Source organism: Bacillus sp. CGMCC 1.16607, from assembly GCF_042683745.1.
In the GTDB taxonomy this organism is placed as follows: Bacteria; Bacillota; Bacilli; order Bacillales; family Cytobacillaceae; genus Pseudoneobacillus.
Genome location: NZ_JBHUJX010000036.1, coordinates 154,591 through 177,228 on the forward strand (window position 1 = coordinate 154,591; position 22,638 = coordinate 177,228).

The 22,638-nt window shown below is 38.2% G+C and carries 16 protein-coding genes and 1 pseudogene; 7 read left to right on the forward strand and 10 right to left on the reverse strand.

Annotated features, from left to right (window positions below; genetic code table 11):
- Positions 1-463 precede the first annotated feature (463 nt).
- The 3 genes from ACFSO7_RS23195 to ACFSO7_RS23205 are packed head-to-tail and all read left to right on the forward strand — an operon-like array spanning position 464 to position 2,883.
- Positions 464-1,186 carry an ABC transporter ATP-binding protein gene (locus ACFSO7_RS23195; protein WP_377879837.1) on the forward strand — a complete coding sequence of 241 codons (723 nt, stop codon included), beginning with the start codon at positions 464-466 and terminating at the stop codon, positions 1,184-1,186.
- Entirely contained in the window at positions 1,183-2,211 is a 1,029-nt protein-coding gene (locus ACFSO7_RS23200; protein ID WP_377879838.1) for an ABC transporter permease, read from the forward strand. The genes ACFSO7_RS23195 and ACFSO7_RS23200 overlap by 4 nt, the downstream gene beginning before the upstream one ends.
- Before the next feature lie 15 nt (positions 2,212-2,226).
- Entirely contained in the window at positions 2,227-2,883 is a 657-nt protein-coding gene (locus tag ACFSO7_RS23205; protein WP_377879839.1) for a TetR/AcrR family transcriptional regulator, read from the forward strand.
- A gap of 70 nt (positions 2,884-2,953) precedes the next feature.
- Here the strand turns inward: ACFSO7_RS23205 and ACFSO7_RS23210 are convergent, their stop codons facing one another.
- The 8 genes and pseudogenes from ACFSO7_RS23210 to ACFSO7_RS23245 form a co-directional block, all read right to left on the reverse strand.
- On the reverse strand, positions 2,954-4,000 hold the full coding sequence (locus tag ACFSO7_RS23210) for a PQQ-dependent sugar dehydrogenase (protein ID WP_377879992.1): 1,047 nt from the start codon (positions 3,998-4,000) through the stop codon (positions 2,954-2,956).
- A gap of 1,443 nt (positions 4,001-5,443) precedes the next feature.
- Positions 5,444-6,211 (reverse strand): annotated as a pseudogene (locus ACFSO7_RS23215) (GAP1-N2 domain-containing protein); the annotation flags it as partial.
- On the reverse strand, positions 6,208-7,476 hold the full coding sequence (locus tag ACFSO7_RS23220) for a TRAFAC clade GTPase domain-containing protein (protein WP_377879840.1): 1,269 nt from the start codon (positions 7,474-7,476) through the stop codon (positions 6,208-6,210). The pseudogene ACFSO7_RS23215 and the gene ACFSO7_RS23220, both read right to left, overlap by 4 nt.
- An 11-nt stretch (positions 7,477-7,487) precedes the next feature.
- Positions 7,488-8,126, reverse strand: coding sequence for a beta-mannanase (locus tag ACFSO7_RS23225; RefSeq protein ID WP_377879841.1), 639 nt, complete (start codon positions 8,124-8,126; stop codon positions 7,488-7,490).
- A gap of 212 nt (positions 8,127-8,338) precedes the next feature.
- Positions 8,339-9,601, reverse strand: coding sequence for a vWA domain-containing protein (locus tag ACFSO7_RS23230; RefSeq protein ID WP_377879842.1), 1,263 nt, complete (start codon positions 9,599-9,601; stop codon positions 8,339-8,341).
- A gap of 15 nt (positions 9,602-9,616) precedes the next feature.
- Positions 9,617-11,971, reverse strand: a complete 2,355-nt coding sequence (locus ACFSO7_RS23235; RefSeq protein ID WP_377879843.1) for a transcription initiation factor TFIID — start codon at positions 11,969-11,971, stop codon at positions 9,617-9,619.
- Positions 11,972-12,248: 277 nt separating this feature from the next.
- Complete coding sequence (locus ACFSO7_RS23240; RefSeq protein WP_377879844.1) at positions 12,249-15,638, reverse strand: tubulin-like doman-containing protein; 3,390 nt, start codon at positions 15,636-15,638, stop codon at positions 12,249-12,251.
- Between the two features lie 16 nt (positions 15,639-15,654).
- Positions 15,655-17,412, reverse strand: a complete 1,758-nt coding sequence (locus tag ACFSO7_RS23245; protein ID WP_377879845.1) for a vWA domain-containing protein — start codon at positions 17,410-17,412, stop codon at positions 15,655-15,657.
- 149 nt (positions 17,413-17,561) lie between these two features.
- Here ACFSO7_RS23245 and ACFSO7_RS23250 point away from each other — a divergent pair, with 149 nt between their 5' ends.
- From ACFSO7_RS23250 to ACFSO7_RS23260, 3 genes are read left to right on the forward strand one after another with little or no spacing between them, the layout of a single operon-like run.
- The gene (locus tag ACFSO7_RS23250; protein WP_377879846.1) at positions 17,562-17,711 is read left to right on the forward strand and encodes a hypothetical protein; all 150 of its coding nucleotides are present in this window, start codon (positions 17,562-17,564) and stop codon (positions 17,709-17,711) included.
- Positions 17,704-18,633 (forward strand): hypothetical protein, encoded by a 930-nt coding sequence (locus tag ACFSO7_RS23255; protein WP_377879847.1) that lies wholly within the window; start codon positions 17,704-17,706, stop codon positions 18,631-18,633. Before ACFSO7_RS23250 ends, ACFSO7_RS23255 begins: the two co-directional genes overlap by 8 nt.
- A 15-nt stretch (positions 18,634-18,648) precedes the next feature.
- Positions 18,649-20,424, forward strand: a complete 1,776-nt coding sequence (locus tag ACFSO7_RS23260) for a hypothetical protein (protein WP_377879848.1) — start codon at positions 18,649-18,651, stop codon at positions 20,422-20,424.
- Positions 20,425-20,457: 33 nt separating this feature from the next.
- Here the strand turns inward: ACFSO7_RS23260 and ACFSO7_RS23265 are convergent, their stop codons facing one another.
- Complete coding sequence (locus tag ACFSO7_RS23265) at positions 20,458-21,315, reverse strand: HAD family hydrolase (RefSeq protein WP_377879849.1); 858 nt, start codon at positions 21,313-21,315, stop codon at positions 20,458-20,460.
- 248 nt (positions 21,316-21,563) lie between these two features.
- Here ACFSO7_RS23265 and ACFSO7_RS23270 point away from each other — a divergent pair, with 248 nt between their 5' ends.
- Positions 21,564-22,007, forward strand: a complete 444-nt coding sequence (locus tag ACFSO7_RS23270; protein WP_377879850.1) for an NUDIX hydrolase — start codon at positions 21,564-21,566, stop codon at positions 22,005-22,007.
- Positions 22,008-22,090: 83 nt separating this feature from the next.
- Here ACFSO7_RS23270 and ACFSO7_RS23275 read toward each other — a convergent pair whose 3' ends face one another.
- Positions 22,091-22,606 (reverse strand): cysteine hydrolase family protein, encoded by a 516-nt coding sequence (locus tag ACFSO7_RS23275; protein WP_377879851.1) that lies wholly within the window; start codon positions 22,604-22,606, stop codon positions 22,091-22,093.
- Positions 22,607-22,638 lie beyond the last annotated feature (32 nt).

Consider the following 22,638-nt stretch of genomic DNA (forward strand, 5'->3'; position numbering starts at 1 on the left):
GTGAGGTGGATTAACGAACACTTGCGACAGAATTGTGAAATTGGCGGATATAATGCGGTTTTAGACGGATATAAATGTGCGATAGACGGATATACTTCGAAAATAGACGGATATATCTATAAAGTGCGCGGATATATCATTTATTGATTATCTTTTTCCGCGTGATCGACCCTTTTTGGGCACCGTTCCCACTCTTTGATTATCTTTTTCCGCGCGGTATCCCCTTTTTTCGGGCACAAATCCCTCTCCTTGGTCACCTTTTTCCATGAAGGCGACCCTTTTTGGGCATCAAATAAATTCGTTGACTCTCTTTATGGATGACAGACTTTTTTCAAGCGTCGCCTCCTCTCTTTCTTTATTATCTTCAGCAAAATAATGTCGAAAACTTATCTATTTACAAATATAGTAACCAGCCTTATTATAAAAGTGAGTAATCACTCACTACCTAAAATGAGGTGGAAAGATGGAATCTATCGTTTCAATTCAAAATGTATCAAAAGTTTTTGGAAAACAGACAGTTCTGCAAGAAATAAACTTAGAAATTAAAAAAGGCGAAATTTTTGGATTGCTCGGCCCTTCTGGTGCTGGGAAAACAACTTTAGTTAAACAACTAATCGGACTCGACTTCCCGTCGGAAGGCCAGATTGAACTTTTTGGAAAAAGAATGCCTTCGTTGCAGCTTGTCCAAAAGGTTGGATATATGTCGCAATCAGATGCGCTTTACACGGAATTATCCGCAAAGGAAAATCTTGAATTTTTCGCGACTCTTTATGGCCTTAAAGGAAAAGAAAGACAGAAACGAATAGAAGAAGCGATGGAGATAGTGGAATTAAATGAACATCTCCATAAACTCGTCTCACAATATTCGGGTGGAATGAAACGCAGACTTTCAATTGCGGCAGCCTTACTGCACGAACCAGACCTCGTCATCCTTGATGAACCGACTGTGGGTATCGATCCTGTCCTACGGCAAAATATTTGGGATAGTTTTTACGATTTAAAGAAGTCTGGAAAGACACTTATTGTCACCACACATGTGATGGATGAAGCAGAAAAATGTGATCGTTTAGGAATGATTCGCAATGGTCGGTTAATTGCCGTCGGTACACCGGAAGAATTAAAGGAGCAAACAAAAGCTTCAAGTATCGAAGAAGCATTCCTCATTTATGGAGGTGCAAGAGGATGAGAGTTCAAGCTTTAGTGATTCGAATTTTGCGTCAATTTTTTCGTGATAAACGGACGATGGCTTTAATGATTGTCGCCCCTATCCTCATTTTAACGATGCTAAATCTCGTTTTTAATGGACCTGATTATGTTCCAAAGGTTGGGCTAGTAGATGTCCCTGAGGTAGTTGAAATTCAATTAAACTTAGAGAATGCACAAGTTATAAATTATGAATCTAGTAAACAAGCAACCGACGATTTGAAGGAGAAGTCGCTTGATGGATATATCCTTTTTAAAGATGGGAAACCTTCAGTCACACTTGAAGGTAGCGATCCAACCGTGAATCGGGCAGTATTGATGTGGATTCAAGATGCCCTAAAACCATTAATGAAGGAACAGGTCTCTAATCCGTTAGCTATTGATTATTTACATGGATCTGTCGACATGGGGCAATTCGATTATTTCGGTCCTGTTTTATTAGGATATTTCGCCTTCTTCTTCGTTTTCTTAATTGCTGGTGTATCCTTCTTAAGGGAACGAACTAGTGGAACGCTGGAACGACTGCTATCTAGCCCATTGCGCAGATGGGAGATTGTAACCGGCTACACCATCGGCTTTGGTATTTTTACAACGATTCAAGCAGGAATTATTACTTGGTATGGGATTTATATTTTAGATATGTACATGGTCGGTTCGTTCGGACTCGTGCTATTAACGATCTTACTTCTTTCTTTTTCAGCTTTAACATTGGGGATTTTCCTATCAGCCTTTGCCAACAATGAAATGCAAATGATACAATTTATACCATTAGTCATTGTGCCACAAATTTTCTTTTCTGGATTGTTTAATTTAGAAACGATGTCCGATTGGCTAAGCTGGATTGGCCCATTAACACCTCTATATTATGCGGCAGACGCCATACGTGATGTGATGGTTCGCGGGTATGGATGGAATGAAATTTACCTTGATTTATTGATCCTTTTTGGGCTTTCCTTATTATTTATGATTTTAAACGTAATTGCATTGAAGAAGCACCGTAAAATATAAGAAAAGGAGCTACTCATGTCTGATTCTGAAAATATGATGGAGAATCTTTTAGGGGAAGATGAATCATTAACTGAAAAACAAAAAAAAATTATTATCGCTGCGATTGAATCTTTTTCCGAAAAAGGCTATGCCAGCACGTCGACAAGTGAAATAGCGAAAAAAGCCGGCGTCGCGGAGGGAACGATTTTTCGCCACTACAAAACAAAAAAGGACTTATTAATTTCGATTGTGACTCCCATTATGTCAAAGTTGATTGCCCCTTTTGTGATGAGAGACCTTAATAAAGTACTAGACACGCCCTTTGAACGGTATGAAGATTTCCTGAAGGCAATGATCATTAATCGGCGGGATTTTCTTCAAAAGAACTTCCCGATTTTAAAAATTATGCTTCAGGAAATTCCGTTCCAACCAGAGCTGCGCGAGCAATTTAAGAAGCATGTAGTGAAAAATATTGGCCAACGCCTTGATGCACTTGCGAAACACTATCAGGGAAAGGGAGAAATTATAGAGATACCTACACTTAATGTCATCCGATTTACAGCTTCCACCATCATTGGGTATCTTCTTTCGCGCTATTTATTCTTTCCTGAAGCCGATTGGAACGATGAAGAGGAAATCGATCGCACAATTCAATTTATTATGCATGGGTTATCTGCGAAGAGAGATAATTAGTTAACGCCCGAAATTTTTATCAACCGTTATCAAATTTCCACGAAAAAAAGGCTTGGGTTCTCCCAAAGCCTTATTTCAATTCACTCAACCGAATCTGAAATAATTTATCATCATTCGGCGCCGGATTCCCGCGGCCATCGGTATTATTACTGATAAAATAAACATACTCCCCATCGATTAACACATCGCGGATTCTACCTAAACCCGTAATCAGTTCACGACTTTTCTTCGTAGCTAAATCAACCTCTCGGAGTGCTTCGCCTCTTAATGTAGCGACATATAGTTTTCCATCATGGTAAGCAATCCCTGATGGTGCCCATGTCACATCACCTGTTTGAAAAATCGGTGTCTCCATGCCTTGTTGTTTTTCATTTCCTTGAATAATGGGCCAACCGTAATTCATTCCTGCTTGAATGCGGTTGATTTCATCGTGAGCCGATTGACCATGCTCACTTTCATAAAGAGTCCCTTCTTCATCCCACGCTAGCCCTTGAGGATTACGATGCCCGTAGCTATAAATATAGGAGTTCGGGAACGGATTATCACTTGGAATGGAGCCATCAAGATTCATGCGAAGAATCTTCCCAGCAAGCGTCTGTAAATTTTGGGCATTTTCAGGATCCGATGCATCCCCTGCTGTGATGTACAACTTATCGTCTGGACCAATTTTTAAACGACCGCCATGATGAACTTGTCCACTTGGAATACCATCCAACAATAGCTTCGTTTCACTCCAAACCTCATCTTGTAAAGTTAAAATTACGACACGGTTAAAAGGGGCTCCGTTATTATCATAGGTGTAATAGGCATAGGCTTGCTGATTTTCTTGAAAATTTGGATCAAGTATAAAGCCTAATAAACCAGCTTCCGAAACATCTGATAATGTTTTTTCCACATTCACCTTCTGCCTCGTTATCTGCCCATTTTCTACTTTTACAATCGAGCCAAGGCGCTCACTCAAATAAAATGTGTCATTGAGTTTCTGAATCGACCACGGAATCTGTAGATCCTCTGCTATAACGGTTGGTGCCGCTTGTACAATAGCCGCATTCTTCGCTTTCAATGGCTTGTCATCCGGTTGGCTAAAAATAAAGTAACTAACAGACCCTCCTATCAAAAGGATTCCAGCTGCTAAAGTAATTCCTATCGTATTTTTCCGAAAAAATTTGATGAAAGGATTTGCTGTTTCTAATTCGACATCCTTCAAAACTCTTTTTAGAATGGGCGAAGGGATTTTTTTAAGTTCTTTTTTTGCTTCCTTGCTTTTCCAAATAGAATTAGGGTGCGAAATTAAATACTCCTTTAATCCTGCAATGTATCTCTGGTCTCGAAATTTTTTCGATGTCCAATTGATAAAGGTAACCATCATTTTTTGATCGGTAGAGGCAGAAATATAGTCAAATAACTCTACAAAATCATAGTTTTGATTCCCCTTATCAAAAGCAATCATGATCTTGCTAAAATTTTCAACTGTTACGTCATTTTTTAAGATCCTTTGAAGTACCTGTTGAAACTTAATACGCATTGCAGAAGTCATCGATTCAAAGTAATGATGGTCTTCCATTTTTTTATAATAAAAGACTTCATATAATTTATTCATAATCATAAGAGAATCGCTTTGCCCGGCTGATGATAGCCCTTGCTTACCTTTAGCAATTTTCTCAAATTTTTCAATATCTTCAAGCGTGACTTGTTCCAATTTTAATTGTTGAAAAGCAGCCTTGGCTATTTGTTCATCCAAAACCTCTTGAAAGCGACGGAAATCCTGCTCATAACCTGCCAATTGGAAACCTTGTAATGATTTTTGAATATTCCAGGCAGCTTCAATAGAATTTTTGCTACTAGAAATATTTGTAACAAGCTTTGCGATCGCTTTTTTTAGGAAGAAATGATTTCTTATTAAAAATGGTGCAATGGAAAGGATATTTTTGAAAAAGTGAATCGCCTTTTCACTATCATTAAATCGATTAAACTTTTCAGTGAAATAAACTTCCAAGCTAGTTTGGTTCTGCGATGTAAGATATTCCAATATTTGTTTATAAATAGGCTTGTCCTTTTCAATGATGTTCCATAGTTCACTAAACAATGAAACCGACTTTTCTCGGTAAAGCTCTAACGTTTTGGAGATAAATTGATTCGTTATGACATGATTCGGATAGGCTTGATTAAACTCGATTAGGCATTTGAAAAACTCCGTAGCGGTTTCTTGGTCAGTTGCCCTTTCTTCCTTTTGGATAAGCTTTAGAAAATTTGCAGCGAGCTCCTTCTTTTGAATCGCTCCTGTTTGCAAGTATTTTAAAAAGCTATGAAGCATTCCAACTTTGTTCTGCTCAAAGGAGAAGAAATCTCCAAGACATACATGAAACATCGCTGTAAGCTGATAATAGCTTGCTATTTCTAAACCTTGCTGTTCATCCAATCCTTGTAAAGCATTTTCTGCAAATTCAAAAAAGGCATCCAGACGTTGGCCATCCCTCAGATTCTTCCATGCAAAATCTAAATATTCATGCTTGCGCCCTTCCAGGTCAACTCCTGATATCCGCTTATTTGGAAAATCAAAAATGAATTGTTTTTCAAAAGAACGATCAGTTGAATGCAGACTGCCAGGCTCCACAAAGATGATATGCATATACTTCTTGCTTTCAGGTTCATTGGAAAAGGTGGTAAAGCCTAGCTTTCTACGAACAGCATAAGGAAGATAGTGGTACAATAGCTCAAGTAAATGAATAGTTGCTTCCGATTGCTCATGTAGGGCAACATCTAGACTAATAAACACCTTTTTCTTTCCTGAAACAGCGGATATCACAGCAAAGAGCAGTTGTTTAAACACATTCTCGGTCATACCTAGCTTTTGAAGAAGATGACTGTTCCCGGCCAAACGATCGACAGACTCATAGGAAATATCTTTAAGTTCAGCTAGTTCATGGCCTGCAGTTAAATCATAGGATTCTTTAAAGCTATTAATTTGAAAAATTTTCTCTGGCTTTCTTATCCATTCATCTTTTCGCTCCGAAGGAACAACATAGTTATGCATAAAAAAGGTACTACGTTGCCCCGTGAAATCAGAAGGAACAAACACCGATTGCCCAATAATCACGTCACCCGTTTCTGGCTGAATGACCGTCATCGCCTTTGGATATTGAGCCTGATCATCACTTGCTTTTAGAGAATTAGGTGGATTATACACACATATAGGATGTAAGTACTTTTTCACATAATTTTTATCCAACCCACTGGAAATAGCGATCGTATCATAGCCGTCTGTCGCGTGAAAAATTCCACCGCGCTCCCTCGTATACAATTGCTGTTGAATGCGTTTTTCGCTCACTTTTCATATCTCCCCTCAATATAGCCCAGTCGATATAAAAGCCAAATAAACGGTTCATCTACTCGGGTAGGATCAATAATTCCATTTACCTGTCGATCAATTGGATTTCTACCAAGTGCCGAAACAGCAAAATAAGACGTATCAGTAAAATAAACATCTAACGCATTCACAAATGGAATATCTACCTTCTCCAAAAATCTTCGAATCTCGCCATTAATATTTTCGTATTCATTTAAATTCATATATTGTTTATGAATAATATTACGGAATACATTACTATTTGGACGAATATATTCCCCGTTCTCATCCTTTAGCGCATGTAGCAGATCACTCTTAGTGAGAACAACAGCGGTCGGGATATTTGTTTTATTATTTTCTTGATGAGCGATAAAATCACCAAACAAAGAAATGATTACTTCACGAGGTTCATCACCCTGGGTCACAATTTCCCCTGGATTATCGCCCATTTGATGAAGAAGTCTCGCGCGAATGGCTCGAATTTGCATCGGATCGACTAAAAATAAAATACCTGCAGAATTTTTAATATGTGCGGCATGAAGCTTTAAATAATCTTTATCGGTCATTCCTTCTCCCGCTACATCAAAAAACACAAGGGTTAACGGAGCCTTCGTCACGTCTTTGAAGACAAATTGAAAAATAAACGGCTCCTGACGTTTTGTCCGATTGGTAGAGCCTAACATTTCTCCGTTTTCAAACAGAGGGATCTCATAGTTCTCTCGGAAACGTTTACTAATCGTTGGATCGAGTGGCAAGCAAGCGGCGGAAAAATTATTTGCCGTCGTATGCTGCAATGTATGAATCAATGATGTCATGTACACCGATTTACCAACAGAGGTAGCCCCTACGATGGACACAATATTACTCGGATATTTCCCAGCCGTTACAGGAAGCTCATTATGGCATTCTGGGCATAGGCGATTCTTCGTAATCTCGCTATATTTGTCCGAAACACCCGTTAAAACACGGTCAGAATAAATCTTGTTTTCATCTGGAATCGTTGATGGGTGAATGACCGCCTCCAATTCATCAATTGCATCCAGTCCGAATTTGTCGCGGTATTGGTTGAGTGCCATGTCTTCTTGTAGGGCAAATTCTTCATCATCTTCCTTATCATGTGACGCACGAAATACAACATCCTCATGATGAAACTTAGAGAAGCAATATGGACAGACAATATCATAAAAAGGCAGCCTTTCCTTTGGCGCCTCTTTCTTTTCAAATAAGCTCTTTAATATTCCAAACATCATGTTCCCCCCTATTTTGGGATTAGCTCATAATGATGAGCAGCAGATTTTCCATTTTTGAAGAAAATCCGAATGTATTCATTTTTCTCTAATTCAATTTCTGGTAGCACCGTTTGTCCTGCGGTAAAATCACGAATAAACGGATACAAAGTCCCATCATCTATCGACACTGGCACGGCACCGTTTTTCTTTACATAGCACAGGACGTCATGTGGGACAGGAATTTCTGACATGATTGTCATTTTTACATTTTTACGAGACTGAAATAGTTTCTTTTTATAGGCAATATCATAATAAATCTTAGCGCGGCCTGTAGAGAAAAGGAGGAGATTTTTCTCATCTTCCTGATTTAAAAGAATCAGCTTTCCTTCTTGTTTCATACATGGATACACTCGGATCGCAAATCTTCCAATGCCATCCAAGCTTTCCTCGTAGCCTTTTTTTACCTTATATTCTTCTTTCGTATATAGCTTTAAATCACCTTCATTAAGCTCGTCAAGAGAACGAATATCATCAGCAGATGTTTTGTAAATATAAACAAAATCGACTTCCTTTGGCCAATACCAGTTAAAGCAAATGGTAGAGTCCCGTAACGTAGATTGAAGTTCTTTTATCTCATATTCGTTAGAAGGCATATGTTCCCATTTCATCCGAGTCTCTCCTCTTACTCTATGGCTCTATCAAATTTGTCCGTTGATTGCAGCACGCGGGCACTTGCTTTCCACGGGGAGGGATGGGAGCCTCCTCGGCGTACCGCCTGCGGGGTCTCCCATTTCCCTCTATTTCCCGCAGGAGTCAAGTGCCCTCCGCTACAATCAACTCCGATTGTTAAAATTAATTCACTCTAAAAAAGGAGCACTCTTTAAAATCCCTTTTTCAACGGATCTTTCTTCGTGAAGCCTTTTCGTGATGGTCTTTCGGCTGCTGCCTGTGAGCCACTAAACTTTTCCTTCACCGGTACCATTAATGAGCCAAATCCGATGACAACAGCGAGTACCACATCGGCTAATCCACGATGGATAAAGGAAAGAAAAGGGGCATTTTCTAGTCCTAGTTCCAGAATAAAACCAGCTATTAATCCAGAGACGATTCCGCCTATGGCATAACTCTTTGCCAAATAACGATTATCAAAGATCATCCCGAGGGCTAGCCCCATGAGTGCTCCAATGATCGTGATAAAAAGAACTCTTAACGTGGCCAAATATAAGCTATCTTTAAACATCCCTTGACGATCACTGATTAATAGGCGATCTTGATTTCCAATATAAATTTCTTTAAATACGGCCTTTAATTCATCAGCATTTTTTATATCATAAAAATAGCCATCTGTTTCTCTAGCAATCTTCCGTAAAAGGCTAGCTCCTTCTAAATCAAAACGACTCATCCCAATTGTATTAACTGTTATATTTTCCCTTTTATAAGAAGCGAGTGTCGATGCTACATCAAAATCACTATACCCATCAGAAAACAAAATGACCGTAGGCTTACGACCCAATTTCTTGTTCTCTTTCATATGCTCCATAGCAGTATCCAATGCTTTGCCAATGTCGGTGCCACCACTAGGTTCCAGTTGGTCAATCCCGTTAACCGCATTGGTCAACTCACTTTTCTGACTAATTTTAAACATAGGCTGAGTAATGGAAGCGTCATTGTTAAAGGTAATGACTGCTGCACGATGGGACTGGTCCATATCCATCATCAATTGTTTAGCAGCCTCCAAACTTTTCCGTTCCTTATCTGATTTCTCCATACTTCCGGAAATATCCAAGGCTAACACAATATCATTTGGCGGTTTAATGGTCGTGATATTAAGAGAATACAAGAACTGAAATAACATTCCTGTTAAAAATAAAAGGCCAAATGTCGCGGGAACGAGCACCTTCCAGGATAGTCCAACATACTCCATTCGCCAGCTACGTCCATTAATCACTGGTGACAGGACTTCTGCCAGCAGGCAAAACAAGCCTACAAATAAGGCAAGCTGTCCGAAGTAAAGACCGACCAAGACGACATTAGGTAAAATCCCATAGTATTGTTGATATAAATACTCACCTGAAACAAAGCCCACAATTCCAGCTAAAATACTAAAAATAAAAAAAAGGAAACTAAATTTTCGAATATACATTCTACCTATTTCCCCTTATGTTTGGTTAATTTTCTGTAACTCTTGACCGTGAAGTAGAAAGCCATTTTCGAGGTAAAGCTGATAATACTTTTCTCCGTTTCGATAATACATTAAATCCTCTAGCTGAAAGCCTCCCATGATTGAGAGTTTCTCTATTCCACTGCTTTTCTTTTCATGAACACTACCGATTTTACTTCGATTTGATTCTGTTTCACGATCAAGCGCAAATTGCATAAATTGACTGCTAATATCTCCAAAGAAATACTTCTCTTCATACCTATGCTTTTGTTTAAAGTTGTAAATTTCAATATTGACAACGGAATTTTCAGCTAATCGCCGATAAAGCTCTTGGAATAAATCCTCTTTTGAGAGTACCTCTTGATTTCCATAATGAACTTGAACATTGGAGCGATCTAGCAACTCATCCTCAAAGCTACGATGAAATTCCGCTTCGGTTAAAATATCTTGGCTACACACTTGAAGAAGCCTTTCCAATAATAACTCGCCATTTGATGTAAGGAGCGAGAGAATATTTCCAAAGTATCGAGAACTATTAAAGAAGTTTTCTCCTCTTTTGTCCTTTAATCGATTGATAATCTTCACAATCACTTCATGATAATAATCGGATAGATTCTTAGCTAAATAATCATCTTCCTCTTGAATACCTTCCAAAACAGCCTGTTTCAGCAAGCTTTTGATTTGCTCGACACGGTCATACTTACTTCGAAGCTGCATGTGCTCTTCGTCTAAGGTATCTTCATATTTTTTGAGAATTTCAAGCTTCATTTGCAAACGAACCATTTCATATTTCGTTCCATATACCGTTTGGAATAAATACTGCTGAAAATGACGAAGATTTTTTTTATCTGAAAAAGGTAAGAAGACTTTATGGAAGTCGCTTGATTCCACCGTTTGCTGGTATTGTTGTTCAAGCATCGCCTCCGTCTCAGCTAACCTTTTCTTACATTCCAAGATCAATCGGCGCGTTTCACGAATGGCGTTAAAAGAGCTCGCATCCGAATCTTTCGTCCATACATAAGCACAAATAAAGCCATAGTTGTCATGCTGGATAATTTGTTCTTTTATGCATTCCTTCATAATAGAAGCTAAAGGAAGTCTATGAATTGCATCCTCTGCCAGTTCATTTACGTTAGCGGAGAAAAATTGCTCCATTCCACGGTCGTAAAGTGCTTCTTCCGCTTGTTTGACAGACAGCTTCTTGATTCCTTGATAAGAAATTCCTGAGCTCATTAACCCCGCCATATCTTCTAGCTTTTCTCTTCCTGGCATGACCTCATTTAAGTGACTCTGTAATGAAGTCTCTGTTAATCCCAATAACTCCAACAACTTTTCACGTGGCTGATCACTTTTTGACTCCATCCAAGTTAACCACTCTTGGTAAAAGTGGTTCACCGCGTAAAGGGCAATGCTTTTATTCGGTCTTTTCACCTTTGCAAAGCCCGCGGTAGCATATGCATTCGCATCAGACCCGCGAATCGCCTTTTGAAACAAGCTATTATTATAGCCATCAATTTTATCGTTATAATCCGATAGCATTTTTCGATTTTTTAATAGATTCATGGAGCTTATGATTTCAAGATTTCCTTCATCAGCCGTATTTGTGATTAGACCATTTTCATTTTTATCACTTAATAAATAGACGAGATCAAACAACGGCATGTTCGTTTGCGAAACAGGTAGTCTAAAACCATCTTCTGTCACTTGTATTTCAGATTGAAAGGAGTAATCACTGCCTTGATAGAAATCAAGCTCCTTAAGAAAACTCATCCCTAATGAGGCTGAATAGGCAAACGTTTCTTCTTGATGTTTTTCCTTTAATAAACCGTATAAATCTATTTCAATCGCCTTGAAGGATTCTAGTAAAATATTCTTTAACAGTAAGGTAAACTCTTGAATTAGAACATTTGTCGGGTCATCCACTCTAGTCACGACGCAGAGATTCACTTTTTGCAAGGAGCTATATAGCTTCCCATACTCTGAGATATTGGAAGAAAGTTTACGAAAAAGACGATTCATTTCAATTAATTTCTCTTCACTTTCATAAAAGGCCTCATACAGACCCTTTCGCTCCTGTTTTCGATCATTTGTCTTCACGGGCAACTGAAAGCTAAGAACATTAGGATGGGAATAAGACTTTTCCTGGAACACATGTACATATTGCACACCTAAACTATTGTTCCATTTTTCTTCATTTATTTTTAACATCGTTGGCAACGAATCTGTAACCTTATCACCTAGGAAAAGAAAGATGACAGGGTTATGGATACTTCGCTGCTGGTCATCTTCGAAGGTTCTCTTTTCCTGCTGAATCGAAAACTCCTCAGCGAAATGATGCAAGATTGATTTCATTTGTGCTACCCTCCAAAAACAAGATGCGGAAGCGCCTTGATCAGCCCCGACAAGCAAATGCTTCGCCACCCGGAAAGTCGTTCTTTGACTTTTTGGGTGGCGAACATTTGACCTCGAGGTCGACAAGAACGCGACGTCCTGTCGCATTGTCGACACTAGTACATCCTATACGTCGGGGCAGGACGCTTGCGCTGGATTAGAATGAACTAGTTCAGAATTGTTCATATTTTTTTAATGCCACAAAGCAATTCCTGCCTTGTGGCTTTGCAAAAACTATTTACTTTAACCCTCTAACAATACTGTTCACTTTAACCATGACTTCTTTATAAAATTCATACATTTCTTCCCCATTCACGAAGTCATCACGGTCGTAATCAAGGGTTTCTTTTTCTTTTTGATACGTGGCTGCCATTTCTTCTAATGAAGCAATTAGTTCAGACGCATCTTCCTTACTCGTGAGCTCATCACTTCTTTTATTCGCTTTTCTTACTAGAAGTGACATTTGCTTTCGATCTAAACTAGTGAAAACTCGATACACTTCGTAATCAACAAATTTAGAGGTTTTCATAATATTGACAAATGGATCCATCGGATCTTCATCTGGTTCTTTATCATACACATACAAAGCACCCTTCTTGCGAATCGTCTTCGTATATAATGCTTCAATAAACTGGTTAAGAAGCGTTTCCTTATCCTTTTGAGAGTCGATGTATTGTTCGATCTCTTTCATCATTTCTTCTACTTGACTGTATTTCAGCACTTCCGCTTTGATGCGCTCAATGAGCTTAGGAGAACGGATGAAGTTGTCCTTTGCCAGCTCCTCACTCGTACTTCCGAAAATGTCGCTTACGCCATCTGATTCCATATTCCCATCAAACATTTCCTTCAACACTTGAAGACAGCGTTTTAAATCCCCAAGACTTGTTTTCTTCAAATCTGTCGGATCAACGTTATGATTGGCTAAAATAGTAGATAACGAGACTGATTTCGTAAACTTACATTGATATCTCGCCGTTGTATTACTGTCCGCATCCTTTTCAGCAATAATTCCAAACTCTTTTGCCCGATCAAATAGGGATCGTACATGATCATTGTATTTACGAATTCGATCATTCTCATACGTATCGCCCCATGATTTTTCTGGAATTGGCGATGGCAAATACGCCCAGTTTTCGCGATCCGTTTGAACAAGATGTCGACCAACACCCTCTTGATCAAGAATGGTTTTTTCATAAGCCTCTTCGTACACTTTAAGTGGCGAGTAAGCATAGAGTGGAACCCCATTTTTCGTGTTCAACCAGAAAATCCGGTTCTTTAACTCACTTTCCTTAATCGTAAAATGGGAATGACTTAGAGCATGTCTTTGATAATTTTTAATCCCATTTAAAATATTTGGAGCTTTAATCGGAACAGAAACGAAGCCCCACTGTGGTAAATGAAGATTACCCGTACTGTTTTCAAGATGGAATACAGGTACTGCATCTTGGTCTAATCGAGCAGCAATTTTTCGCTCAATAATTTGATCAATCGACTCGTCTTCACCGTATTTCAGCCTTAGGAAATCTTCCATGGACTTCGTAATGATTTCGCCAAATTGATCAGTTAAGAAGGCTGATACCGTCCCAACAACATCGATTTCCGCTTCTTTTACCCAATTAGCGGATTTTTCGACAAGCATTTGCGACCAATGTTGGACAAGTAATTCTCCATCTTTGGAATCAAACATTCTTTCCACTTCTTTTGCTACATCTGGAACGCTGACTAAATGCCAATAATACGTCACATCATTCTCGCGTTTCACTTCTTCCCCATTCACGAGAATATCAGCATTTTTCTCGAAGATTCCTTTTAATGTTTCTAATATTTCACGATATACTTCATAGATTTTAGAATTCTCCGTATTTAATAGGTTCAATAAATCCTCATAGAATTCAATCATCTCTTCAATTCTTGCTTTTTCAGCACGTACATAATACTCTTCAAGCTTTGCCTCGATAAAGGCATTCTTCTTTTTATCCTTTGAAATGAAGGCACTTCTCGCATCCTCTAAACGACTTGCTGCGGTTTCCTGCTCACTTTGAATTTCTCTTGGCAGTCGCTCTAATCGGTCTTGCAAGCTTTCAATATACACTTGTATTGTCTTTAATAGGCAGAATCCACCGTTCGAATAAATAAGTCTCGATGTATAAATCGGTCCTTTTTTCGGATGTAAGAATAATCGTTCCATTTGTTCACGAAACTCTTGCACCATTTCTCCTGGAAGCTGCTTTTTGCATTTTCGATATTGATCCTTTGCCTTAGCAAGAAACTCCTTATCAAGCTCTTCATCAATATTGACAACGGCTGTCTTAATGACATTGTTATAGGAAAAACGATCGCTATTTTCAAAGCCAGACAGTGGCTCTGGAACTCTTTCATTAAAACGCTGATGAACCGAATCTGGATCGATTCGTAGCTTCTGCGCCAGCTGCTCGACATCACTTTGGGCAGGATTAGCTTCAAACATGCTATTCATTTTCTCAAATAGTTTATAACCAATATAGGTCGTCATTTCTTCAAGAGGAATCTCTGCAAGCGAAGCCCCAATAATATTGTAATGATAGTTGGCCGCATACAGCTTTTGCATTTGCGCAATATTTGTACGGATATTGCTTATATAATCATGAATCGCAAATTCTTCACCAGACTGCTTCTCTTCACTTGCCATAAAGTTGGTAATATTTTCGGCTGTTACATTCATGCAATAATCATAGGCAGAATCAAGCAGTTTCCCCTCAAGATTGGTTGCCGAAATTAAGTGACATAAGTTAAATGGAGGCATTGGCGAATTCACCGTTAAGGCATTGCCGTACTTCATTTTGAACCGTTCATTTCTCTCGTCGACATTCATCCAATAATCAAGCTCTTTTAATGCTGCATAACCATTTTTTTGTATGTACTCAACCGTATGGGAGCTAAGTCCCTTTTTTGATAAATTCACATCAGGGGTAAAAAGGTAGCCAAGCATACTGATTTTGTCGACGCCAGATGAACCGTATTTACGCTCAATAATCCCTCTAACAATATAGGAAATATCGAGGAAGCAGCCACTTCCTGTTCCGCCGGAAAGTCCAGTTAATATAAACACAAACAGACGTTTATTCGTTCCTTCTAGTAGACTTTCAATTTTCTTCTCAATATTTTGAACAACCTGGTTAATTTTCGTAAATAATAATAATCTTCCTGCTTGTCGAACCCCGGAAGCACCATTAATACCGTCTGTTATTAATAGTTCAGGAGATAACCAGTCTGTATAATGGGATTCTAAAATACTACGATTTTGTAGAATTCCACCAATCTCAGGATTGGATAGAAGCACGAATTCTTTTATTGGATCTAAACCAATCCCTTTATATCGTTTGTTTCGATCATGCTCATTTGTTTCAAAGGCTAAATACTCGACATTTTTAGGTTTTTCTCGCTTTTTCTTCGTTAACGGATCTTGTGGCAGCTTGAAGCGACGATTGATTTGGTGCTTTAGACGTAAGAGTGCATCAATCCCTGTTCCTCCTAGCCCGATGACGAGCATCGGATTATCAATCGTATCCACGCGAATTTTCTCTGAAATAATTCCTCCACCTAAGGAAACGTCTAACTGTTGAATATGCTCTTTCACCGTTGCTTTCATAATCTAAATTTCCTCCCTAGCTGATATATTCGATATATATAGATTTATTCACTTGTTTAAGAACAATTCGTAACCGATCATTTCGTTTTACTTCAAGTCCTTTGCTTGCATCCATCGCTCGACCGCTTTTTTCAATCGTACAATTTGATTCATTCAATAGAATTAACGCATCCCCGCGGCCTGGTTTGATGATAAGCTGATTGGTCTCGCTAAATTCTGGGGCAAGTGAAAGCAGTTGATGAACCCTCACCTTACCTTTAAATGAATTGAGCTTTTTATATTGTGGATTGGAGCGTTCACCTGTATCCTCATCCTTGATCTCAATGACCATTTGACCACTAAAGCCACGATTCGCCTGTTTCACTTTGGATAGGACGAACAGGATCATCCCAGCGAGTAGAAGTAGACCTAGTACACTCAGAACAACAATAGTCCATGGAAATGCTTTTTCAGGATCTGATTTTGTTTTGTTCACTTTAGAGATGACAGTCTGTAATTTTATTTGAACCTTTTCAGTTTCACGATAAAAGCTATTATCCTCTGCCTTCGCTTGAATTTCGTAGGTCTGGGACTTTCCGAGTGTGAATTGGCCAGTAAACCCATTGTCTCCAGGAGTTAGTTTAATTTCCTCGCTACTTCCTTTATCTATGTCCTTCACTAATAAAGTCGAACCAATTGATTGATATAGCTCTTTACTGTTCACCCGATGACCATTATCATCGAAAAAAGCTTCAATCTTGACTGTGTCACCTGATTTGTAGCCTGTATTCGGTAGACTTGCCAGTTTTAACTGAAGATCATAGTTAAAAACTAGATTAATATCAATTTTGTCCTCTTTTACTCCCTTTACCTTCAAAGTCCATTCCCCTTGAATGGGATTGATCAGTTTTAACATGGAGTAAGATTTAGATTTTGAGTACATAATTTTATCTGATGGGATGGTTTGTTCCTTCCCTGTAGGATCAATAAGCTTTACATCCACTGGTTTACTCGAAATCATCGAAATATTAGCTTCCAACACATTTTCATTTGGAATATCAATTTTTATATCCTGATAGTTCCCATTTGCGACTAAAGAATCGATCGGGATCACTTTTAATTTCAAATGGTCAGCGAAAATGGAGCTTAAGATTTCCGGAAGACGATCCGCTGTACTCGTTTCGAAAAATTTACCATTCGTGTCAGCGGCAATATTTTTCAATATTTCTTTATTTAGTTTTCCGTCCGCATTTAGTCCGATCGTATAAATCGGGTAGCCATTCGCTTTTGCAGAGCTTATAGCTTCCTTAAGATCTGTGTTCGACTCCTTCGCCGTTCTTTTTTTCAAATCATTATTCCCATCTGCGAGTAGGACAATGAGTGGAAAGTAATCTTCTTCATGACCAGCGTCCAAAATTCTGACGGCTTCTTTTACACCAACAGATATATCGGTATAAGGATAACGTCCTAATGAATCAACAAAGTCCTTTAAATCCTTCTTATCTTGTGTGGTACGCATTTTCACAAGCGCTTTTTCACGTATGACCTCATCGGTATAAGCAACCACTCCAATTTTGTCGCCTTGTAAAGAGGCCATATCAATAAACATCTTCATCGCTTCATTACTTACTTTATTTTTGTCGCTATCCTTCATCGAATTACTTACATCGACCACTAGTACCCCTTCAATTCTAGATGCTGAGTTTCCTTGTTTAGAAGTTTCCGCCAAAGCATATGTAAAGGAGCCATATATTAAAAATAAGGCAAATAAGCCACTAACTATTTTCTTAAACATCTTTTGCCATCCTCCAAAGTCTGATTAACATTTTTTTATTGTATGGTATCGGTACCTATTTCTTCCTATAATGATATATGTCTATTATAGTAGAAAATGGGAACAAAATGAAATTCTAGCTAAAGAGATCATAAAAGGGAGAAAAAAATATGTACGGGATTATTTTTACAACTATTCTTGTTATTATCTTAATCTGGAATGCAATTAAATTATTCAATAATAAAAGAAAGATGGCTAGTTTTGAAGAGATCGATGAATATTTACTAGATATCTTAAATGAAGGTGATCACCTTGAGTAAACAAGCTGTTCAGCTATCGAAGAAAAAGAGAACTAAATACCGGTTCCAAAAGATAAAAATGTGTAAAAAGTGTAATCGCTACTCTGTTTTAAAGGACGATTGCTGCCCTACGTGCGGGTCAAGCTTTTTACCGATTGAATCCATTGCAAAGTCAATGTTTAAAAACAAAGTATTGACCGACGCCATCTCCCTATTGATCTTTGTTTGCCTTGGGATTATCTTTGCTCCAACGTTGAAAACCTTATATTTCTCCTTATTTGCCGGTATTCTATTTTGTATTGGCTATGTTGTGATGAATACAATTTTCATTAAAAGCGAGTACTACTTCCAGCTTAAAAAGCTGATTCATTTGGATATTTTAAAAATGAAACAAGGCATCTATGAGGATAGTGAGCTAGCAAAGAAGGATATAAAGGAAGCCCGAGCTGTTCATGCTTATGAAAAATTACGAGAAATTGGTGATTTTATCATCAATAATGAAATGAAAATACGAAGAATTATGGTGTTAAATGACTTGGTTCTGAGAAAGGATATGGAGCTTGAGCTAGATACCCTTGTCCCTACTAGCTATGATAAAGATTTTGTCAAATATACATTAGACGTCATGAAGGTGAATCGTTCGCTCGTCACAAAGAAGGTCATCTCCTACTTTGTCCTTCATCGAAATCAGATTTCTGCGGATTTTGGAAATGAAGCATTAATCTCCATGGCTGGGAATGCTACACGGATGAAGTTGTACATTCTCGAATTTTCGAGTTTCATCGAAGAATACATTGAATATTTCCCTAAAGATCGCCTAATCAAGCTTTGTCGTATTCTTACTTCAAATCCGACGGAGGGTTGGGAGAGCCTTTACCAAAAAACACGAGATTTAGTAAAAAGGAAATATGATTTTGACCCAGACTTCCATCGTTTTTTCTAGAAAGGATTCATATTTATGCTGAAACTCACTGCTTATAAAAAAATAAGCCTATCCAGAAACATCTTAATCTTGATTCTAACAATCTGCCTCATTGGCGTTGGATTAAAAATAACCTTTGCCCATCAAAAGATTTCCATCTATAAAGAAGCTGTTCGGCTTTTTAACTCAGGTGAATTGATTTCTGCTGAAGAACGCTATCGCAAGGCAAGAATGAACCCTTTTGTTATTGACCACAATAAAGAAATCGATCAAAGACTAAGTGTTCTTTCTCCTATAAGAGAGTCGATGCTTCATTTAGATATGGAAGCGAAGGAGGCTAACAAAGAAAGCAATCTTCCTAGCTTAGTAGAAATATATAATGAATATCAGAGCCGAAAACAGGAATGGCAAAGAGCTACAAATATCCATCAGGATATGTTTCATGAGATGGCGACTAAAACAAAGATAGAAAAAGACTTACAGAAGTATTTTAAAAGCTTTAACAGCCATTTACATGCTTCCTTACAGGAATCAAAGAATCAAACCAATCAACAGGAAACCATTTTTGGCGATCTCTCTTTAATTCCTGCAGAATATTATGGTGGAGAAAAACAAAAAACAGCGGAGATTCATCATGCTTTTATTACCTATTTTCAAAAGAATTTGGACGAGATGATGAACGGAAAATCGTTCGTCGCAACAACGAAAGAAGGTAAAAGGCAATTTCAATTTTTAAAGAAGTTTTCCATAAATACAGATTGGCTACAAAAAATACTCAAGCCATACTTATTTAGTGAAATTCAGAAAACGTTTACTTCAGAGCAATATGAATTATTTATTAAGCAGGCAGTTGCGGTTAAAACTCTTGAATCTTATTTGAAGGAAGCAGAAGTATTTTCCTATATCGACAGAAGTGTGGATAAATTATACAACAAAGCTTCAAGAATGGTCTCCGAAAGCCAATTCGAAGAGGCCATACATTTGTACGAGGCTATCGATCCTTTAGAAGATACATCAGAGCTTGTCGCAAGTGTGGAACAAGAATGGGATTTACATGAACCGCTCCGTGTTTTACAACGCCAGAGCCCTGGAACTAATTTTCAGAATCATGTAAGTGGACGGAATAATTGGGGTGCAGATAGTTTTATTGCTGCCATTTCAGCAGACGGAATAATGTACTTTGGTAAGCAAAATCGAGGCGAGGAAATGCTTGTTACTTCTACGACAATTGGAGATACAACATCCGTAAAACATATTCAGTTCTATAACGAGTTAAGCAATAACGGCAATCCCGTCATATATTTTGAAAGTGACTCCCAGTCTAGAAAGCATTATTATCAGGCATATGAGGTTTCCGATTCATCACTGATAAAAATTCTCGATATAGAGGCCGATGGACTAACTATGGAATCTGATCACTTATTGCTTATCGATAATCCAGTTGGGGAAGGTGAAGGAGAGCTTGCATATTTCGAGCCTACCTATGATGGAGTATACGCTTTTAGTAGTGTACAAGTCGATTACGTGGATATTAATGTTGCTGACATTCAAAGCTATACAGGAGAAAAGGTTCGTTTTAATGCTTATATCGAATCTGCCGAGCCTGGTTGGGCATGGGTCGTCCTTTCGCAGGAATATAATAGCTTAACAAATGAATACGATACGGAATACCTATTATTACGGGGCCAATTCGAGTTTGAAAACGGTCGTTCTTACACGATTATTGGTACATACAACGGCGAGGAGACAATCACCTTCAGCGACGAAAGTAGTTCAAATGTCCCAGTAGTAGATGTCATTGAATACGAGTAAAGAAGATCCTTGGCAGATGCCAAGGATCTTCTTTCATTCCATTGCTTCCATTATTGCTTTACCTACGCCACTTTCCTCATTGCTTGCGGTAACAAAATGACAAAGAGCTTTAATTTCATCGACTGCATTTCCCATCGCGACCGCACGACCCACTCTTTGGAACATGGACACATCATTATAATTATCACCAATCGCCATCGTTTCCTCTAACGAAATCCCTCTCTCCTTTACAAACTGAGAGAGCGCTACACCCTTTTGAGCTTGGATACTTGTCACTTCTAAATTTCCCCTTGCAGATGAGCTGATGGCGATATTTTGGAATGCTTCAAGTACCTTGCCACCAGCAGCTAATTTTTCCTCTTCAAATGAAAAAACGAGTAACTTAAGAATTTTATGCTCCTCATTTTGAAAAAGAACATCGTAATCTTCCACGACATGGACATGACCCTCTTCAAATCTCTCCATCGAGGCTTTCATAATAAAGTCCCTATCGGCACTAGGATTAATACTTAAAAAGATATCAACAATGAGAGAAAGTCCTTTTTCGCGATTATTCGTATACGTCCCTTTGCTTGTATATACCTCAAAATAAAGATCTAATTCATGTAGACCTTTTGCTATTTCGATTGCTTCTCGTTTTTCAATCGGATTTTCGCCAATTAATTTCCCTTCTTTTGTTCGAATTTCCGCTCCGTTCACAAGGATCATTGGACATTCTAGTTCAGCATCCTTCAAAATAAAGCTTGCTTCCTCGTAAGACCGTCCCGTCGCAACAACTACTTCAATTCCCTTCGACTGCGCTGCTAAAATCGCTTCTTTATTTTCCTGGCTGATAATATGAGCACCTGATACCAGTGTTCCGTCCATATCTGTTGCAATACATTTAATCATGCTGTCACACTCCATATAATGGTATTTACAAGTGTACTTGAATTAGTTTATCACGGAACTCACTTTTTTACTTATTGCAGTTTCACCAAACCCCTTCTTAATAAAATTCTTTGCATTGGGTGCTGGTTAGTGTAGCGAGAAACAGGTATTTTAGGTATTTAGTCGAATTAATTTTATTAATCGAATTACTCTTCATTTTATGGAATTTTTAGATGTTAAAGACCTTGTAACAAATGGGGGAATTACTCTTGTTTAAAAAAATTAATCATCTCCCCACCGATAAAAGTATCGCTGGGGTACATTGCATCCCTATAACTGAAAATGGAATGGTCGTTATGGCGTGGGACAAAGAAGAACAGGTGATAACAACGATTGGTGGAAGAATCGAAGGAAATGAAACGATCGAGGAAGCTCTTGACCGTGAGGCTATGGAGGAAGTTGGAATGATCCTAGATACAAACAGGATACCCTTTGCTTCATGGTATTGGCCATCAACAGATACCTATACTATATGGGTTTTAGTAATGGTTAAAGAGTTCATCTCTTATTCTTTCGATTTTGAGAAAACGGGGTATATTATTTTTAATTTTGAAACCGCTAGGCAAATAGTGACTAAAGTCGAGGGGAGAGAAGAACGTTTACAATTATTAAATATTGCAGAGCAACGGGCAATGGAGCTAAGGTGGATTTAAATATTTTTACTGCGACTCGTCCTGTTTGCTTGATTATAAAATTAAATATAAAAGAAAGACAGTCATCAAATACTGTCTCCCTTTTAAAACATAATATCCTTTGTTTCCTTCGTATCCGCAAACCATTTTAAAACCTGATTGTGATGGTTTATGATCTGTTGTGCAGATAACTCCGAGGATTTCCACGTGCTATGAGCGTCTGTTACTAAAGTAACATCATAGCCTAAACTAAATGCTTTTCTACATGTCGTATCTACACATATTTCGCTTTGTATGCCAGTCAGTACAAGATGGTTTATGTTCTGTTTCTTTAGCTCCTCATCTAAATTGGTATTAAAAAATGAATCTGGCGTTGTCTTCTGAATAATAATATCGGTTGAAGTGGGATTTACTTCATGATGTATTTCCCACGCTTTTGTTCCATGTTCTAATCCACTAGGTTCATTATGTTGTATGTAAAATATAGGGGTATTACTACTTCTTGCGGTTTCTATAAGTTGTTTTAAATTGAGGATCAATTTCTCCGAATTGAATACAGGATCTTCTTCAAAAAACATACCGTTTTGAACATCAATGATTAATAGAGCAGTATTTTTCATATCGTACCTCCAATTTTTATAGGCGAGCATTA

Bases quoted from the DNA above. Each gene is read 5' to 3' on its own strand.
- ACFSO7_RS23195 (WP_377879837.1), top strand. From the start codon at position 464: ATGGAATCTATCGTTTCAATTCAAAATGTATCAAAAGTTTTTGGAAAA.
- ACFSO7_RS23200 (WP_377879838.1), top strand. From the start codon at position 1,183: ATGAGAGTTCAAGCTTTAGTGATTCGAATTTTGCGTCAATTTTTTCGT.
- ACFSO7_RS23205 (WP_377879839.1), top strand. From the start codon at position 2,227: ATGTCTGATTCTGAAAATATGATGGAGAATCTTTTAGGGGAAGATGAA.
- ACFSO7_RS23220 (WP_377879840.1), bottom strand. From the start codon at position 7,476: ATGTTTGGAATATTAAAGAGCTTATTTGAAAAGAAAGAGGCGCCAAAG.
- ACFSO7_RS23225 (WP_377879841.1), bottom strand. From the start codon at position 8,126: ATGAAATGGGAACATATGCCTTCTAACGAATATGAGATAAAAGAACTT.
- ACFSO7_RS23230 (WP_377879842.1), bottom strand. From the start codon at position 9,601: ATGTATATTCGAAAATTTAGTTTCCTTTTTTTTATTTTTAGTATTTTA.
- ACFSO7_RS23235 (WP_377879843.1), bottom strand. From the start codon at position 11,971: ATGAAATCAATCTTGCATCATTTCGCTGAGGAGTTTTCGATTCAGCAG.
- ACFSO7_RS23240 (WP_377879844.1), bottom strand. From the start codon at position 15,638: ATGAAAGCAACGGTGAAAGAGCATATTCAACAGTTAGACGTTTCCTTA.
- ACFSO7_RS23245 (WP_377879845.1), bottom strand. From the start codon at position 17,412: ATGTTTAAGAAAATAGTTAGTGGCTTATTTGCCTTATTTTTAATATAT.
- ACFSO7_RS23250 (WP_377879846.1), top strand. From the start codon at position 17,562: ATGTACGGGATTATTTTTACAACTATTCTTGTTATTATCTTAATCTGG.
- ACFSO7_RS23260 (WP_377879848.1), top strand. From the start codon at position 18,649: ATGCTGAAACTCACTGCTTATAAAAAAATAAGCCTATCCAGAAACATC.
- ACFSO7_RS23265 (WP_377879849.1), bottom strand. From the start codon at position 21,315: ATGATTAAATGTATTGCAACAGATATGGACGGAACACTGGTATCAGGT.
- ACFSO7_RS23275 (WP_377879851.1), bottom strand. From the start codon at position 22,606: ATGAAAAATACTGCTCTATTAATCATTGATGTTCAAAACGGTATGTTT.